Here is a 16,448-nt window from a genome sequence, read left to right as displayed (position 1 = left end):
ATTATTTATGATATAATTTAAAAAAGTAAACCAAATTATAAATTAATTTAATGAGCAATTGTAAGTAAAGACGAAGTAGCTATAAAGTTAGTTAATGTGATTTTGAATATTGGAGGCTGATCTTATGGAAAATCAAGTATTAGAGGTCATTAGTAAACGACGAAGTATTCGTAAATATAAAAAAGGGCAGATTTCAGAAGAAAAACTTTCTCTAATCATTGAAGCTGGGCGTTTTGCTCCAAGTGGTGGAAATAACCAAACAAATCATTTTATTGTAATACAGAATCGAGAAACGCTGCAAGAACTAAAATTGATGGTAGAAAAAGAATTTGCAAAAATGGAGATTAAAGAAGATACCTATAAGAGTTTAAAGAATTCAATTTTAGCATCGAAAAAAGGTGGTTACGATTTTACATACAATGCTCCTACATTTATTGTGGTTGCAAATCAAAAAGAATATAGTAACGCTATGGCAGATTGTTCAGTTGCTTTGGAAAACATGATGCTGGCAGCAACGTCTTTGGATATAGGCTCTTGTTGGATAAATCAACTTCGCTGGTTAGATGATAATAAGTCTATTCATGCATACATGATGAAATTGGGTCTAACTGAGAATGAAACGATTTGTGGGGGACTTGCACTAGGATATTCTCAAATGTCAGATATGGTACCTCTTAAGAGAACAGGAAATACCGTTACTTATATTAAGTAATAATATAAATGAATTAATACTAACCTAAAAATATAGAGGAGAATTATTATGAAATATTACGTTGTAGATGCCTTTACTGATGAGATATTTAAGGGGAATCCTGCAGGTGTATGTGTATTAAATAAGTGGATAGACGATGGTATGATGCAAAAAATTGCTTCGGAAAACAATTTATCGGAAACAGCTTTTGTGGTTGAAAATAAAGATAAATATGAATTGAGATGGTTCACTCCAAAAGCAGAAATAGATTTATGTGGACATGCTACCTTGGGAACTGCTTATGTTATTTCTAATTACGTTGATGTTGGAGTACAAAAAATGCTATTTGATACTGCTAGTGGAATACTTGAGGTTAAACGTAAAGGTGATTTATATGAAATGAATCTTCCTTTAAGAAAACCAGAAAAGATTGAGTTAATTGAAGAAGTTTCAGAAATTATTGGTTTAAAACCAGTTGAATTATATTTATCCAGGGATTTATTTGTTGTATTACAAACAGAAGAACAAGTAAAAAGCTTAACTCCAAACTTTTCTAAAATGGTGAAATTAGATAGAGGCTTAGGAGTTATTGTTACAGCTAGAGGAATTGATGTAGACTTTGTATCTAGATGCTTTTATCCAAAACTTGGTGTAAATGAAGACCCTGTAACAGGTTCAGCTCACAGCAATCTAATACCATATTGGTCAGAAAGACTTAATAAAAACATAATGGTAGCTAAACAATTATCAAAACGAGGAGGCACGTTGTATTGTGGAGTAGCCGGAGATAGGGTTAAGATAAGTGGAAAAGCTAAGTTATATATGATGGGTGAGATTATAGTAAGTAATTCTTAATTGTATTTTAAAGCGTAATAAATATTATTTATATTTGTCATATTTATTGGAGGATAAAGATATGGGAAAAGGTGTAATAATTGCATGTGATTTTAGCAGTAAGCAAGAAATGATAGACTTTCTTTCTAAATTTAATGAAGATAAACTATTTGTAAAGATTGGAATGGAATTATTTTATGCAGAAGGTCCTGAAATTGTAAGACAAATTAAAAAAATGGGACATAAGATATTTTTAGATCTTAAGTTGCACGACATTCCTAATACGGTAATGAAGTCAATGAATGTACTTTCTAATCTTGATATTGATATGTGTAATGTTCATGCTGCAGGAACTATTTCAATGATGGAAGCAGCAATAAAAGGATTAACTCGTAAAGATGGAAGTAGGCCGCTTCTTATTGCTGTCACACAGTTAACTTCCACAAGTGAAGAGAGTATGAGAGAAGAGATTTTAATTGATAAACGAATTGATGAAGTGGTAATGCAATATGCAAAAAATGCAAAAATGTCAAGACTGGATGGAGTTGTGTGTTCTCCAATTGAAGCAGGTAAAGTGCATAATATATATGGAGAAGAATTCTTAACTATAACTCCTGGTGTTCGTTTTTCAGATAGTGAAATAGGAGATCAAGTTAGAGTAACAACACCTGCGAAAGCAAAAGAATTAGGCTCGGATTATATTGTTGTTGGGAGACCTATTACTACTTCAGATAATCCTGTTGAAGCATACAGAAGATGTATAAAAGAATTTATTGGATAACCATTAAGAATGTTACAGATACTCAAGTTAGTTCAGATTCTTCTTAATGGTTGTAATAGTAAATTATTGAGCATTTGGAATGTATTGAAAATTTAGTTATTTCTGTTGTAAAAGTACAACTTAAAAATAAAGATGCGTCTTTTCATGCGACATCATTTTTTGAATTTAACAATGGTAAAATTAAACTGTTAAATGAATATTGGGGAGATGACGGAAAAGCACCACAGTGGAGAATCGATAAACAAATAGGTGAAAAAATTAGCTATAATTAAGGTGTTTCATAATGTTCTATTATGCAGTAATAGTTAGGCATTAATGTGTATAAAGCTAGATAAATAGCTGCTAATGGATATATAAGGAAAGTGAAAAAAAGGATGAACTATTCATATAAAAAGGGGTTGTGTTTAGTGGAAGTAGATATCCTAACAAAATTAAATGCCATTTCTGTAATTAAAGAAAATAAAACTAATGTTGATTACTTTATTTTTGATGAATTTGAAGTTCATTTAAATAAGATACCTCCCAATTCTAAGCAAGAGTGGCATTTACATAAAATAATAGAAGAAATATTAGTAATAACTAAAGGACAAGTGGACATTAGATGGAAAGAAAATGATGACATTATGCATGAAACATTAGTTAAGGATTCATTAGTAAAAGTTAAAAAATCTATACATACTATTGAAAATACTTCAAACGAGTGGGCAGAATTTATAGTTTTTAGAATGGTTCCTGTTTTCGGTAAAATAGAAATCAAGGACAGAGGAACTTAAAAATCCACGCATAAAATGGAAAAAACCATTGCAAGCACCCCAAAACAATAATATCCTTTTTAGTGACGAAACTGAAAAGGAGAATGCAAGGAGATGCTTACAATGGAACAGATATATCTTATCAAAAATATGAGAAAATTTGAAGGGAAAAGCTTAAGAAAAATTGCAGAAATAACTGGACATGATTTTGCTACTGTCAAAAAATATACTGAAAAAGACAATTTTAATATCAAAATTGCTAAAAGAAATTATAGAAAAAGTAAATTGTCTCCCTATAAAGAGATAGTTGCCGGATGGCTTAAAGATGATCTTAAATCACCATATAAACAGAGACATACAGCTAAAAGAGTATATGACAGACTAAATGAAATATATCCTGACGAATTTGATGTCAGTGAAAGATCTGTAAGAAAATTTGTAGCAAAACTTCGAAAAGAATTAGGAATAGTTTCAGAAGGATTTCTACCACTTAGACACCCTCCGGGAGAAGCACAGGCAGACTTCGGAGAAGCAAGATTTATAGAAAATGGAACGACTTACGATGGCTTTTATTTTAACCTATCATACCCACATAGTAATGCAGGCTATACACAGTTGTTTAAAAGTTCAAACCAGGAATGCCTGCTTGAAGGAATGAAATCAATCTTTGAACATGTAGGTGGTGTCCCTATCACTATTTGGTTTGATAATATGTCAACAGCCGTAAAAAAAATTAAGGACTATGGTAAGCGCGATTTAACTGATGGATTCTTAAGGTTTATGCTGCACTATGGTTTTAAAAGTAATTTCTGTAATCCAAACAGTGGTAATGAAAAAGGTTCAGTGGAAAACAAAGTGGGTTATCACCGCAGGAATCTTTTTGTTCCAGTTCCGGAATTTAATGACTTAAGAGAATATAACAAAGAACTTCTAAAAAGATGTGATGAAGACATGAACAGGATGCACTACAAAGGTTATGGGATAATAAAAAATTTATTTGAAGAAGACAAAAAAGAATTCTTTAAACTCCCTAAAGTACCTTTTGAAGTATATCTGCATGAGTTTGCAAAAGCTGATAATTACGGTAAAGTAAAATTCCAAGGCAAAACATATTCAACATCTCCCAATCTTGCAAAAAGACAGGTTACAATTAAAGGCGGAGCCTATGAGGTACAAATACTGGATGATGAATGCAATAACATAGTAACACATAAGAGACTTTATGGATGTGAACAGGAGTCTATGAATTGGATTCCATACCTTAATCTTATGGCAAAAAGACCTAATGCATTAAAATATACGGAATTCTTTAATATACTTCCTCCGGTACTTAAAGAATATCTTGACAGATTAGAATACGAATCTAAAAAACAAGCTTTGCAGTTATTTTCAAAAATGACAGAAGATACGAATTTGAATGAAGCTATTGTAGCCTTTGAAGAAGGTATAAAATATCCTGCAAAAGATCCTGACAGCATATGGACAACATACTGCAGATTAAATTCCAAAGCCTTACCGGCTAAAGAAATAAATCTTTCTTTAAATGTTCCGAAGCTTAAAAAATATATACCTGATATAAATGTTTATGATAAATTTATAAATTCCGGAGGATTACGCTAATGAACTCAGATGAACTTGTAAAACACTATTGCAAGGAACTTAGATTTGGAAAAAATATTTATGAAAACTACAGTAACATTGAAGCTTCTGATTTTGGAGATTTTCTTGCACAGTTGTTAAAGATGGAAATAGATCATAGAGAAATTACCCGCAAAAACAGGAATCTTAGAACCGCAGGTTTTGATGTAATAAAAACATTTAAAGATTATGATTTTAAGGATATTCAGATTCCATCTGCTGTAGCCATAGAAGATTTAAAGTCTGGAAAGTTTATAGATAAACTTGAAAATTTAATTTGCTATGGTCCTGTAGGTACCGGAAAATCTCATCTGGCTACTGCGATAGGCGTAGCCGCTTGTTCAATGGGAAAAAAAGTTAAGTTTTTCCGAACAGCATCACTGGTTAATCAATTAAACGAGGCTAAAGCTAAGGGTGAACTAAAAAAATTTATGAAACAGATAGAAAAAGCTGATCTTTTAATATGTGATGAATGGGGCTATGTTCCCTTTGAAAATGATGGTTCACAGCTGCTTTTTCAGGTTATTTCAGAGTGTTATGAAAAAAGAAGTATAATAATAACAACAAACCTTGAATTCAGTAAATGGAATGGCATTTTTTACGATGAGAAACTTACCAGTGCAATAATTGACAGACTTGTACATCACAGTCATATGCTTGTTTTTAACGGACCAAGCTATAGACTAACACACTCAACCATGAATTCCCAGTAATGGGGATGGGGTGCTTGAAAAATTAAGTTCCGGAACGCTTGAAATTTTACTTGCCAAAAACATTTCTTATCCTCACTTATATTAATTTTTTCTCCTTTTAAAGAAATTTCCCTAATGGCTTTATCAACTTTTTCTAAAGTTAATTGTGTTTTATATTTTGCATATTCCTTTCTATCTTTTATTTTCTCCATTAATGTCAAATTCAACATCAGTATATTCTTCTGAAAATTTTCTCATATATTTAAGATTTCTTTCCGAAAAACCCTTTAAATTTGGAAAATCAGATTTTGTAAAAATATTATAAACAATAATTTTAAATAAAACAAAAGGAAGCTAAAATTAAAACTTCCTTAAATACGTAGTAATGCATTGTTATCAATGCCATACTATCTTAAATTTTACGTTATTATTCTTCATAGATTATGTCATCTGCTTGGTGCACGGTAAGATTAAGGTTCAGCCTCCGAGGGACTGAAGGTTGCTACTAATTAACCATTACTATTTTGGCCTCTTTGCTCAAGATGCAATTTTGCCCTTTGTATTGCTTTGTGAAGTTTTTCTTCAAATAATTCTTTTGGAGGCATTTGAGTTAAGTATTGTGCTACGTGAATACCACTATTATCTAATTCTAATAGTTCAATAGTTTCACTGGATTTCTCAGCACATAATATTAAAGCAAGAGGACTTTCTTCCCCTTCCATCTTCTCATATTTATTTAACCATCTTAAATAAAGTTCAACTTGACCTTTATGCTCTGGTTTAAATTCTTCAAGCTTAAGCTCTATTACTACAAGTCGTTTCATCCTTCTATGATAGAATAGAAGATCTATATAATAATCCCTGTTATCTACTGTAATTCTCTTCTGTCTGCCTAAAAATGCAAAATCAATTCCCATCTCTAAGATAAACTTTTCAAGTTCCGCCAATATGGCATTCTCTAAATCCTTCTCGCTATATGTATCTTGAAGACCTAAGAAGTCAAGTACATAGGGATCTTTAAAGAATAAATCTGGAGTCATTTTATTTTCTTCTCTAAGCAGCTTCAAATCATTGATAATAGTAAGTTCAGGCTTCTTTGAAATAGCTGTTCGTTCATACATCCTAGAACTCATACGTTCTCTTAAGGTTCTTACACTCCATCTTTCTTTAGAACACATAGTTGCATAGAATTCTCTTTTTAACTCATCTTCAATCGAAATAAGTTCTTTAATATGTGACCATGTTAATTGTTGCGACAGTGTAGCGACAATCTCTTTTTCTGTAAAAGCTTCATAAAACTGAATCATTCTAAAAAGATTACTTCTGCTATATCCCTTTCCATAATTATTACTTAATTCTATGCTTAAGTTATTTATTATCTGTTTTCCATAATCTGCTCTTTCTGCTTTAATAATGTTCTCTTTCACCGTTCTACCTATATTCCAATATAGTAATACAAGTTCTGAATTTACAGAGTGATATACTTTTTCTTTAGTTGTTTCAATTAAGGTAGAAATATTATGATAAAGCGAGGCTAATTCCTCAGCATTATTTATAATTTCATTAGACACATAAACACCTTCCTTAATTTTTATGCTCAAAAGGTTAATTATAAAATTTACTTTTTATAATTATCATTTTAAGTTTTTATATTTATTATACCATCTTAGCCTGCATATTCATCATCTTTTCTTAATAATATTCTACTTTATGGTATCAGTCCCCCTAGGAGATGACTGGAAGTCAGATCCTTGCTACAATTTGTTAATGACCCCCGGGGGTTTTTGCGAACATAGTGAGCTTGCTACCTAGTGCTTTATTATTTACAAATTCATCTCATTAAGCATATCCCTAAGCTTCTTTAATTCCTCTACTGTTAATCCCCATCTTTTCATATTCCGGAGCAATCTCTAATATCATATTTAGCTTCTTTTCCATTCCAATTTATTAGATTTTATTCTTTCTTCCAACTCTTTGGTGACTCTGAAAGGTCACATATAGTTTCCTTGATTTCATATTTAATATCTGCCATTAATAATGCTACTTCTTAATAAGATTCTTATAGTCTTAGTTCATAAAAAAATTGTCATTTTCCTCATAGCGATTAGCAGCAACATCTTTAAACTTCTGTTCATATAAATATTTAAATAGAAATTTGTCATTAGCTTTTGCAGCATTCACTATCTATCATCTTTAGCAAAATCTACTCTCATTTGATCTAGAACTTTATCCTGCTCTGTAAATACATAAATACTGTACCAAAACACTCATTAATTTTTTCAGTAATTACTGACAATAGATCTTTTTTCTTTTTTTCTCCAACACCGCCTTTTATATATTGGCAATGTAATTATCTTCTGAAATATTCTATTATAATTGCAATCTTTTAAGCTAAATTATGAGGATGCAATGATTCATATTTAGCAATTTCATTGGTTGCCTTACTACTATCAATATCTGGATCATCTACTACTTTCTTTGCAATCTTATAACACATTTTATATGTAGTGTAATTCTTTAATACCTCTAGAGTAAAATGTTCTTCTATAGCCTGTCTCATAGAAGAAATGTGAAAAGTTCTAAAAGTCCCATCACTTTGCTTTTATCCAAACATTTGTAGTACCTCTTCCTTTGGAGTTGCAGTAAAAGCAAAAAATGATAGATTGCTGGACTTACCATGAGATAAAAATTCTTCTACTAACTCATCTTCAAAATCAGAAGTGTTCTCTTCTGCTTAACTTTCCATCTGTATATATTCTTCTAAAACTTCCTCTGTATTACCTAGTGCTTTCTTTAATTTTTTAGCAGATTCACCAGTCTGACTTGAATGTGCTTCATCTACAATAATTGCAAAGTTATTTCCTATAATCTATCCTTCATTATAGATTATAATAAATTCTTGAAGTATAGTGATAATAATCCTTTTACCTGCATTATAGCATCTATTAAATCAACAGTATGCTTTTTAGCATCAATACATTCCACAACTTCAATAACATGATCAAATTAATAAATTGTATCCTGCAGCTGGCTATCCCAACCAATTCTATATTTACTATTTTTTCAATAGTTTAAGAATTTTTCAAGTTAAAGAATATAATTTTTTCTATTATTTCTGGACATTATTGGTCTCTTATTCTTTAAAATGTATATTAATAATTCATTTTTACTGTACTATTTTAATAAAATTATATATCTCCTAAAGAAATAGAGAGCCATTTTATATGCTCTCTATTTCTCTTAATGGCATTTTTATTACTTTATTATCTATTCTTTCAGTCTTTAGTTTTCCTTTATCTAAACCCAATAATATTTCGACTTCTTCACTGGGTAAAGTTAATCCAACTTTAGACAACTCTTTAATTATACTAGCTTCATCCAAAATATCATTATCTAATAAAATATCTATAGATCTTCTTAACACTGTAGGCTTACTCATTATTAGAGTATCATCCAAAGGTTCACGTTTTCTCCACCCAAGTTTACTAATCTTCTTATTAATCGTTTGATAAGAGCTATTAGTAAGTACACCTACGTGATTTGCTCTTACAATCATAGCAGAAATTGAAGTCCTCCATTTTTTCTTTAGTTGTTTATAATAATCTAAATTTGTTGGATATATACTTACATCCTTAATAAATGCATTCTTAGGTAAAAGAAAAGCGGATGCAAATGTATGTGCCTCACTTTCCATATTCCTAGTTTCTTCCCTAGTTAGATCTTCTATATCTAAAAATCCATCATGCATTATTATATGACCTAGCTCATGTGCTGCACTAAACTGCCTTCTTGTAGCTGAATGTTTATCATTTCCTAGTACAACAATAAAATGCTTTTTCTTATTTATGTTTTGCTGCTGACTATATCCATCAATATTATCACTATTAGTATCCATTGAAGTAACTATTATACCATTCTTTTCAAGTAAGTAAATCATATCTGTAATAGGCTCTTCACCTATACCCCAATATTCTCTAAGTTGTATAGCCATCTCTTCTATTGTTAGATCTTCTTTAAACTCAGGTAAGTTCAATTCAGGGAATTCTATATATTCATCTAAAAAGTTAAAAATCTTTCCTATTAACTTGGTTTTTTCCTTCTGAATACTTTCCTCTTTTTTTGTCAATTTACTTAATGACCTAAAGTAAGTATTCCCCAATTCTACATCAACTCTGTCTTTTTCATAAAAATATTCACGTGGGAATTTAAGATTATCTATAATTTTCATTAATGTTTCAAATTGCGGAAAAGCTTGTTTATTCTCAAATTGAGAGATAGCTTGTTTGGATACACCTACACTGTCTGCTAAGTCCTTTATAGTTTCTCCTCTATATTTTCTAGCAGATTTAAGTCTTACTCCATTGAATCCGTTATTTATATCTTTATTTAAGTCTTTAACTGCATCTTTTTTATCATTTAACATTTTTGCATGCTAACCTCCTGAATGCAACTAATTTTTTTTACCTATATTTTTATCCATATTTTCTTTTTTCTTCTCATCAACAATTTTCTGTTTGTTATCATCTTTACGTTTGTTTTTCCTTATTTTCAATTGAATTTGTGGTTTTACATCAGAATCATTACCATTAGTATCACTAATTTCTTCAATGTTAGCAGAAATATACTCATTCCAATTATAGGCCTTAATAATATCTAAATCATATGTTGCTATATTACCGGATATAGTAGTCACAGCATTTTTATCTTCTTTAAAAAGTATATTTACACATCCTTTTACCTCTTCCTTTATACTATTTATCATTCTTTGAAAGTCTTCATATACATATTCATCAGGTTCACTCTTTAAATCTGGGAAAAGTGACATTTGTTCTGACTTTTCTTCCTTTTGAAAACAATAATTTGAAGAATTTAAAACTCTGACATAATGATATTTACTATTACTATCCTTTTTTATATCAAAAAATCTATCTTCTTTTAACAAAACATATAAAATTTTAGTATCTGTATTATATATTACTACAAATTCCCATAATGCCCCTCTTGAGATAACATGGCACTTAAATGGTTCATCTAGAAATGAGTTTTGTATATTATTAAATATGAAATTCCATCTATCGTGAAATCTACCATTTCTAGTTGGAAAATTTCTTTCCTTAGCAGCTTGCTCATACTGACCTCTAGAATCATTAATAGATTTAATTATTAACTTAATATATTTACCCGATAAAACTTTTTCTGGAATAGGCTCTTGAAACATTTTAACCACCCCTCAATTAAAAATCAATATAGTAATCATACCATATTCTCATAATTAGTCAAGTAATCATACCTAGTTTTTTTAATTATTAAATCACATTGCAAAGTATTCACTTCACAATTCGTCACCGTATTTCACCAGTTAGCTGCACTCTCTAATGACAATTATAATCTCCATTATATATTTCTATCATTAAAACTTGTATTACATTAATCTCAATAACACTATAAACTCCTGCAATTATTTTAATCTTGATTTTATTTCATTAATACTTAATTCTTAAAATTACCATCAAGCTGAAACTTAAAATCAGATCTTTGCTATAAAAAATAAAGGGACACTTCTCAATACGGAAGTGTCCAAATGATACTCTTATAGTTTAACTAATAGCATGCTCATTATAGTTTTATTTATTGCTTTTAAAATTATTTTTTCTATACTACCTATATTCTTAACTTTATTCTTCATATTATAACCACCTTTTATAGAAAAATTTTCACAATTTTTATCAAAAAATTTTTCTAGTAGAGCTATAACAAGTATGAGTAATACCTTCACTAAAGGTCCTAGGCTACCAAAAGGTACCATACTAATTAGTGAACCTATAAAAATACCACTTTTTTAACTATATCATTAGTTATTTATAATTTCAATACAATAAAAAAGTAGTATTATTAACTTTTTTACAATAGCTTCTTTAGCTAATTAGGGAAATATATTATATATTCCATTAACCTTTTTAGCATTTCATAATTAACTTATTTAAATCTTTTTACATTCAAAAACTTATTATTAAATCCCTCTAATTTAGACCCTTTAGAGAACAATCCACCATATTTTTGTCTAAATACCTCTTCTATTTTAATTAATCCCATTTGAATAGTTCCACTATACATATTATATTATTTTCAACATTAAATTACAATAAAGTATAAAAAACATCCAAGGTAATTAACCTTGGATTAAAAAGGACGGTTATTTCAGCTTCCTTTATACTATCTATTCAATAAAGTGCCTAAATACTCTTTTGCTAATCCTCTCTGTATCTTCTCATGAAAAAGCTGATTGTTATAATTTCTAAGACATCCATAACAACTTGTTTCTTCTCCACATTCACAATTACTAACTTTATCATAAGCACTTTTCAATACTTCCTTAATATTAGTTGATATTTTCTTTACGTGACCTGCTCCTCCAGCAACTTCATCAAATAATATTATTGAAGGGTACATGTAATTATTGTTATTATAATATAAACATCCATTTATATCACTTCTTACTATATCAAAAGTCTCACATGCTCCCTCTATTATTGAATATAGTAAAGTTATCCATAAATTTTCACTTAACTCTCCTATTGGTGGTAAGGTTATTTGCAAAACATCAGTTGTAAATTCATGACCCAGATCAGTCATATAAAAATTTGTACTTGCACAGGTTGAACCAAATTTATTTTTATGCGTAAACTTAGTTTTTTTATCTTGAGGTTCTGCTGTTGCATATCCACATAACTTACATACTCTAAATCCTAAATTTCCTATTCCCTTATTTACTAAAACAAATCTTCCCATAGGTGAATATCTATATAAAACCTTATATTCATTTAAGTCTATAGTATCTGTTATAACTTCTCTTTCCTGATATTTATCTAACTTTTCAAAATCATCAAAGGTTATATTTGTTGCATAAAATTTACTTGGTCTATTTTCTCCTGGCGTCTTTGGTGCCTCTAGACATGTTGAAAAACCAAATTGTGGTTTTATAAAAAATCTTCTTTGTAGTTCATTTCCACACTCACAAATAGAATTAATATATCTTTCAGTATTACCTAAATCACTTTGTACCGTATAAATTTTTTTGCATTTAGTGCATATGGCATACTCATAAGTTGGCCACCCTTTATTAGTAGCTATATTTATAGAATATGATGTCCATAACTTACCATTAGCCACCAAAGAGCTTCCTGGTGCGAACTCAGTAATTGCAACTTTTAAATCTCTTGATAAATCGACATTTTTTGCATCAGCACTATCATTTAAAATATCCAGGCTTACAACATCTACTGGAAATCCGTACTTTGGTAATATATTTCTATCTGATAAATAATTAATATTTGATTTTTTCTTATATGTGTTCATTATTCTGTTTATGTAATCTGTATTCTGACCTTTTTCAAATTTTTCTTGCTTTATTGTGTCTAACTCTTTTAAATTATTTCTATATTCAATTTCAATTTTTGTAAAACTACCATCCTCACCACACAACTCATCAATAAAACTCCAATCATCTAGTCCAAGTTTTTTATGCAAAGAATTTGGTACAATTTTCTTAAGAGAACTAATTAAATCTTTAGGGTGACTTTCTAATAATTCTTTAACTTTTTTAGTAGCATACATATCTTCACTTAATATAAAGAAATCCTCAGTATTTCTAAACAGCTCTGGATTACATCTAAAGAAATATGCAAATATAACTGAATTAATATGTCTTTTTATTATCTTTTCATTTTTTATTTCAATATATGGTGCTTGAATGGAGCCATGTATAATTTTGGTGGGATTATTATAATAATTCAAATCATGACTCCTCCTCCTAGCAAAGGTTAATACAAATGCTGTAGATGCACCCCGTCTTCCTGCTCTACCCGCACGTTGAATGTAATTGGCTGTTTCTGGTGGAACATTTCTCATAAATATTGCTTCTAACTGTCCTACATCAACTCCCATTTCAAAAGTTGTTGAGCAGCTTAACACATTAACTTTTCCACTTTCAAATTTTTTTTGTAGTTCGCTTGCAGCTGTACTTGTTAGTTGTGCTGTATGCTCTTTAGCAACCATAGGAATTATTCTTTTATCTGAATATAGATCTCTATAATAATCATATTTAGATGTTTGTCTATTGTTTAATTCTATCAATTCACCATCACATCTAAATTCTGGGCATATATTTTTTATATTATTTGAAGTTACTTTACCACACTTATTGCATATATATAGATTATCTTCAGAAGATGCAAGAGATATATTCCACATTTTATAATTCAATCTTTTTACAATCCCAAATTTATCTATATTAGCTATTTCTACATATAATCTACTTATTAGATGTTTTTCAAATAAGTTTAATATATTTTTTAATATTTCTTTTGATTGATTCCTAGCCTCTTCTTGAGATACACCATTTTTAATTAAAACTTTTTTAATAAAATTACTTCTTTTATTTTCAGTATTCTCACTTGGTAATGCACCTAAAATAGAAACATTCTTTCCATTTTCAGCTCCTTCTGTTCTAAAATATACATTTCTATTCCTTGGTGCAAAAATTTCATCTAATGGAGATATACTACTTGGATAAGATATACAACTAGAAAATCTAAATGAATCTAAAATTATATTTATCAATGTTTCTAGTTCTTCAGCATTTATATTTAACGGCTTATATTCTTTAGATTTATTCAAACCTATTTTAACAGGAGCTATTTTTATAAGCCCTAATCCTTCAAGACCTGTATTTCTTTCTATAGCAATCAATTCTTTAATTATACATCCGTAAGCAATTCTTTTTTTGTCTTCTAATGAGAAAGTTTCATCGAATACTCCAGCATCTACAGCTAACTTAACCATTCTTGTAGCTAACCCATCAACTCTAATATCATCATCACAAATTAACTTTAATTCTTCTAACGACCTTAATAAAATCTTTCTCCAAAGCAACTGATTATATCTATTATCCATATATGCCCCGAAAAACGCTGCTTCTTGCCTGTTATCTGAAAAAACTAATAATTTCTTCTCTTCTTTACACCTATTACTTGCTAAAGTACTAGACACCTCGTCAAATGAATCTTCATCTATAAACCAGTCATCTTCAACATTTTCACTACTATCATCAACAAATTCAATTTTGGTTTGCATTGTCGATGATGGCACCATCTCATATAAACTTCTAGCTAAGACATTCGTTGCTGGATCATATGATGTTAAGAACCTTTTTACTATATTAGGTGATACTCCACCACATGCCATACAGGAATTTAACGAATGTGATTTTTTTAAAATTCTCTTAACCTTTATATATTTTTTATTATCATTTACATTGCAGCAGCTAAATCCTGAATCTTTTCCCGCCTTCTCTAATTTTCCACATACAGAACATAAAATCCAATCTTCTGCTTTAGAATTATCAGCATCGAATATTATTCCTTCATCTTCATCTATGGAATCAATATCTTCCTGACTATTATCTATCATAAAATAAACAATTGTTTTACTACTATCTTCAAAGTCGGTTGTATAATGTTTTAGATAGCCTAACTTATCTATAGTTCCTACTATATATTCTTGTCCACATTTTTGACAGTTAGCTAATTCAAACACTGTAACTTCTGAATTATTTGCAACTTTAATTTTTTCTCTTCTTTCCAAATATACTTCTTTATTTGGATAAAATGAAGCATACATTCCTTCTAAAGCTCTCACAAATAAATGATATCTAGCAGGTAGTAGTGCTTTAGAATTTTCATCCTTTTTTGCTTTTGAAGATATATCCACTAAGCTAATTAATGCATCCTCTTTCTTCTTATAATCTACTGTATCTTTTTTAAATACTATATCAACAACTTTATCTATCGATTCTGTCCCCTGTCCTAGTTCTTTCTGTAATATTAATAAATTTTCATCATCTTTTAGTATTTCATATAGCACCCTATAAATATCATCAGTATCATAGTTTATTTTATATTCATTTTTTAACTCACCAAGTGTTTTCTTTCCTTCCATAAATAAATAATAATCATCCTTTAGATTATTATAAAAATTATGGTTCCTATACACAGAAGGATTTACTCTTGACGCTATATTTACTCTTGATGATTCTACTATATCCTCTGGATAAAACTTTTCACTAAATAGGTCTGATGCAAATTGAGCTACCTTGGGATAGTCTTCCTTCCCACCTCCTAATGTAGCACTAGTTGCAATACATTGAATTTTACCTTCTTCGCTTCCATTAATTCTCTCCTTAAATCTTTTTAATAACAGAGAAACTTCAGCTCCGTTAGCCCCCTTATAGCTATGTGCTTCATCTAAAACTATGAATTTCCACTCATCACTGTATTCTCCATCAAAAAAATCATTGTCTTTCGGCCTTAAAAGTAAATACTCTAGCATTGCATAATTGGTTAATAAAAAATGTGGTGGATTTTTTCTCATTTGTTCCCTTGAAATTAATTCATTTGATATTGGATCTTCGCCATTATTTTGTGCTCTATAATCTTGAAGAGCTTTTGCTGTACTCTCACTGGTCTCTCCAGTGTACCTTCCAAAAGTTATGTCTGGATAATCCTTAAGCAAACTTCTTAATCTTTTAACTTGATCATTTGCTAAAGCATTCATTGGGTATAAAAGTAATGCTCTTACTCCTGAATTTAATGTTCCATTCTCTTTTTGCTTCATCAAATAATTAACTATAGGTATTAAAAAGCACTCTGTTTTTCCACTACCAGTTCCTGTAGCTACAATTAAATTCTTACTATCATTTACAATTTTTCTTATAGCAACCTCTTGATGTTTATACAAACTTCTATCATTATCTAAAGATTTATTAATCTCTTTAAATTCAATACTTAAAATCCCCTCATCTATTAATTCTTTAATAGATTTTCCCGTTTGAAATGGTGGTGTTATTTCAATGAAAGGACCTTTAATAAATTTATTTTCCTTTTTTATTTTACTAATTGCTTTTTCTCTAATAACATTATCCTTTACCGTTAATATAGACTTTAAATATTCCGTATATTTGCTATTTATATACTTTGTCGTCTTAACTGGATTCATTGACATTC

12 protein-coding genes and 1 pseudogene are annotated in these 16,448 nt (G+C 29.6%); 7 read left to right on the top strand and 6 right to left on the bottom strand.

Going from position 1 to position 16,448, the window contains the following annotated elements:
* The first annotated feature begins 124 nt into the window (after positions 1 to 124).
* The 7 genes from ABF633_RS00560 to istB all read left to right on the top strand — a co-directional run bounded on the left by ABF633_RS00560 (position 125) and on the right by istB (position 5,409).
* Positions 125 to 712, top strand: a complete 588-nt coding sequence (locus ABF633_RS00560) for a nitroreductase family protein (protein WP_415520977.1) — start codon at positions 125 to 127, stop codon at positions 710 to 712.
* A 48-nt stretch (positions 713 to 760) separates the two neighbouring features.
* Positions 761 to 1,546, top strand: a complete 786-nt coding sequence (locus ABF633_RS00555; protein ID WP_415520975.1) for a PhzF family phenazine biosynthesis protein — start codon at positions 761 to 763, stop codon at positions 1,544 to 1,546.
* A 61-nt stretch (positions 1,547 to 1,607) separates the two neighbouring features.
* Positions 1,608 to 2,306, top strand: coding sequence for an orotidine-5'-phosphate decarboxylase (pyrF, locus tag ABF633_RS00550; RefSeq protein ID WP_415520973.1), 699 nt, complete (start codon positions 1,608 to 1,610; stop codon positions 2,304 to 2,306).
* A gap of 74 nt (positions 2,307 to 2,380) precedes the next feature.
* Positions 2,381 to 2,578, top strand: coding sequence for a hypothetical protein (locus ABF633_RS00545; RefSeq protein ID WP_415520971.1), 198 nt, complete (start codon positions 2,381 to 2,383; stop codon positions 2,576 to 2,578).
* Positions 2,579 to 2,713: 135 nt separating this feature from the next.
* The gene (locus tag ABF633_RS00540; protein WP_415520969.1) at positions 2,714 to 3,079 is read left to right on the top strand and encodes a hypothetical protein; all 366 of its coding nucleotides are present in this window, start codon (positions 2,714 to 2,716) and stop codon (positions 3,077 to 3,079) included.
* 102 nt (positions 3,080 to 3,181) lie between these two features.
* On the top strand, positions 3,182 to 4,678 hold the full coding sequence (gene istA, locus ABF633_RS00535; protein ID WP_415520967.1) for an IS21 family transposase: 1,497 nt from the start codon (positions 3,182 to 3,184) through the stop codon (positions 4,676 to 4,678).
* The gene (gene istB, locus ABF633_RS00530; RefSeq protein WP_415520965.1) at positions 4,678 to 5,409 is read left to right on the top strand and encodes an IS21-like element helper ATPase IstB; all 732 of its coding nucleotides are present in this window, start codon (positions 4,678 to 4,680) and stop codon (positions 5,407 to 5,409) included. The genes istA and istB overlap by 1 nt, the downstream gene beginning before the upstream one ends.
* Positions 5,410 to 5,897: 488 nt before the next feature.
* On the opposite strand, the gene ABF633_RS00525 is transcribed toward istB, so the two are convergent.
* From ABF633_RS00525 to ABF633_RS00500, 6 genes and pseudogenes are all read right to left on the bottom strand, one after another.
* The gene (locus ABF633_RS00525; protein ID WP_415520963.1) at positions 5,898 to 6,959 is read right to left on the bottom strand and encodes a PDDEXK nuclease domain-containing protein; all 1,062 of its coding nucleotides are present in this window, start codon (positions 6,957 to 6,959) and stop codon (positions 5,898 to 5,900) included.
* A 252-nt stretch (positions 6,960 to 7,211) separates the two neighbouring features.
* Positions 7,212 to 7,420, bottom strand: a pseudogene (locus ABF633_RS00520) (YdbC family protein).
* A 354-nt stretch (positions 7,421 to 7,774) separates the two neighbouring features.
* Complete coding sequence (locus ABF633_RS00515; RefSeq protein ID WP_415520961.1) at positions 7,775 to 7,948, bottom strand: hypothetical protein; 174 nt, start codon at positions 7,946 to 7,948, stop codon at positions 7,775 to 7,777.
* 660 nt (positions 7,949 to 8,608) lie between these two features.
* Entirely contained in the window at positions 8,609 to 9,811 is a 1,203-nt protein-coding gene (locus ABF633_RS00510; RefSeq protein ID WP_415520959.1) for a helix-turn-helix domain-containing protein, read from the bottom strand.
* 27 nt (positions 9,812 to 9,838) lie between these two features.
* Positions 9,839 to 10,606, bottom strand: coding sequence for a DUF5986 family protein (locus tag ABF633_RS00505; RefSeq protein ID WP_415520957.1), 768 nt, complete (start codon positions 10,604 to 10,606; stop codon positions 9,839 to 9,841).
* A gap of 995 nt (positions 10,607 to 11,601) precedes the next feature.
* Entirely contained in the window at positions 11,602 to 16,446 is a 4,845-nt protein-coding gene (locus tag ABF633_RS00500) for a DEAD/DEAH box helicase (RefSeq protein ID WP_415520955.1), read from the bottom strand.
* Positions 16,447 to 16,448 lie beyond the last annotated feature (2 nt).

The organism is Clostridium sp. (assembly GCF_047718555.1).
In the GTDB taxonomy this organism is placed as follows: domain Bacteria; phylum Bacillota; class Clostridia; order Clostridiales; family Clostridiaceae; genus Clostridium_I.
This window is presented reverse-complemented; position numbering and strand designations above follow the sequence as displayed.

Coding starts and splice junctions, on each gene's coding strand:
- ABF633_RS00560 (WP_415520977.1), top strand. CDS start 125: ATGGAAAATCAAGTATTAGAGGTCATTAGTAAACGACGAAGTATTCGT.
- ABF633_RS00555 (WP_415520975.1), top strand. CDS start 761: ATGAAATATTACGTTGTAGATGCCTTTACTGATGAGATATTTAAGGGG.
- pyrF (WP_415520973.1), top strand. CDS start 1,608: ATGGGAAAAGGTGTAATAATTGCATGTGATTTTAGCAGTAAGCAAGAA.
- istA (WP_415520967.1), top strand. CDS start 3,182: ATGGAACAGATATATCTTATCAAAAATATGAGAAAATTTGAAGGGAAA.
- istB (WP_415520965.1), top strand. CDS start 4,678: ATGAACTCAGATGAACTTGTAAAACACTATTGCAAGGAACTTAGATTT.
- ABF633_RS00515 (WP_415520961.1), bottom strand. CDS start 7,948: ATGAGACAGGCTATAGAAGAACATTTTACTCTAGAGGTATTAAAGAAT.
- ABF633_RS00510 (WP_415520959.1), bottom strand. CDS start 9,811: ATGTTAAATGATAAAAAAGATGCAGTTAAAGACTTAAATAAAGATATA.
- ABF633_RS00505 (WP_415520957.1), bottom strand. CDS start 10,606: ATGTTTCAAGAGCCTATTCCAGAAAAAGTTTTATCGGGTAAATATATT.
- ABF633_RS00500 (WP_415520955.1), bottom strand. CDS start 16,446: ATGTCAATGAATCCAGTTAAGACGACAAAGTATATAAATAGCAAATAT.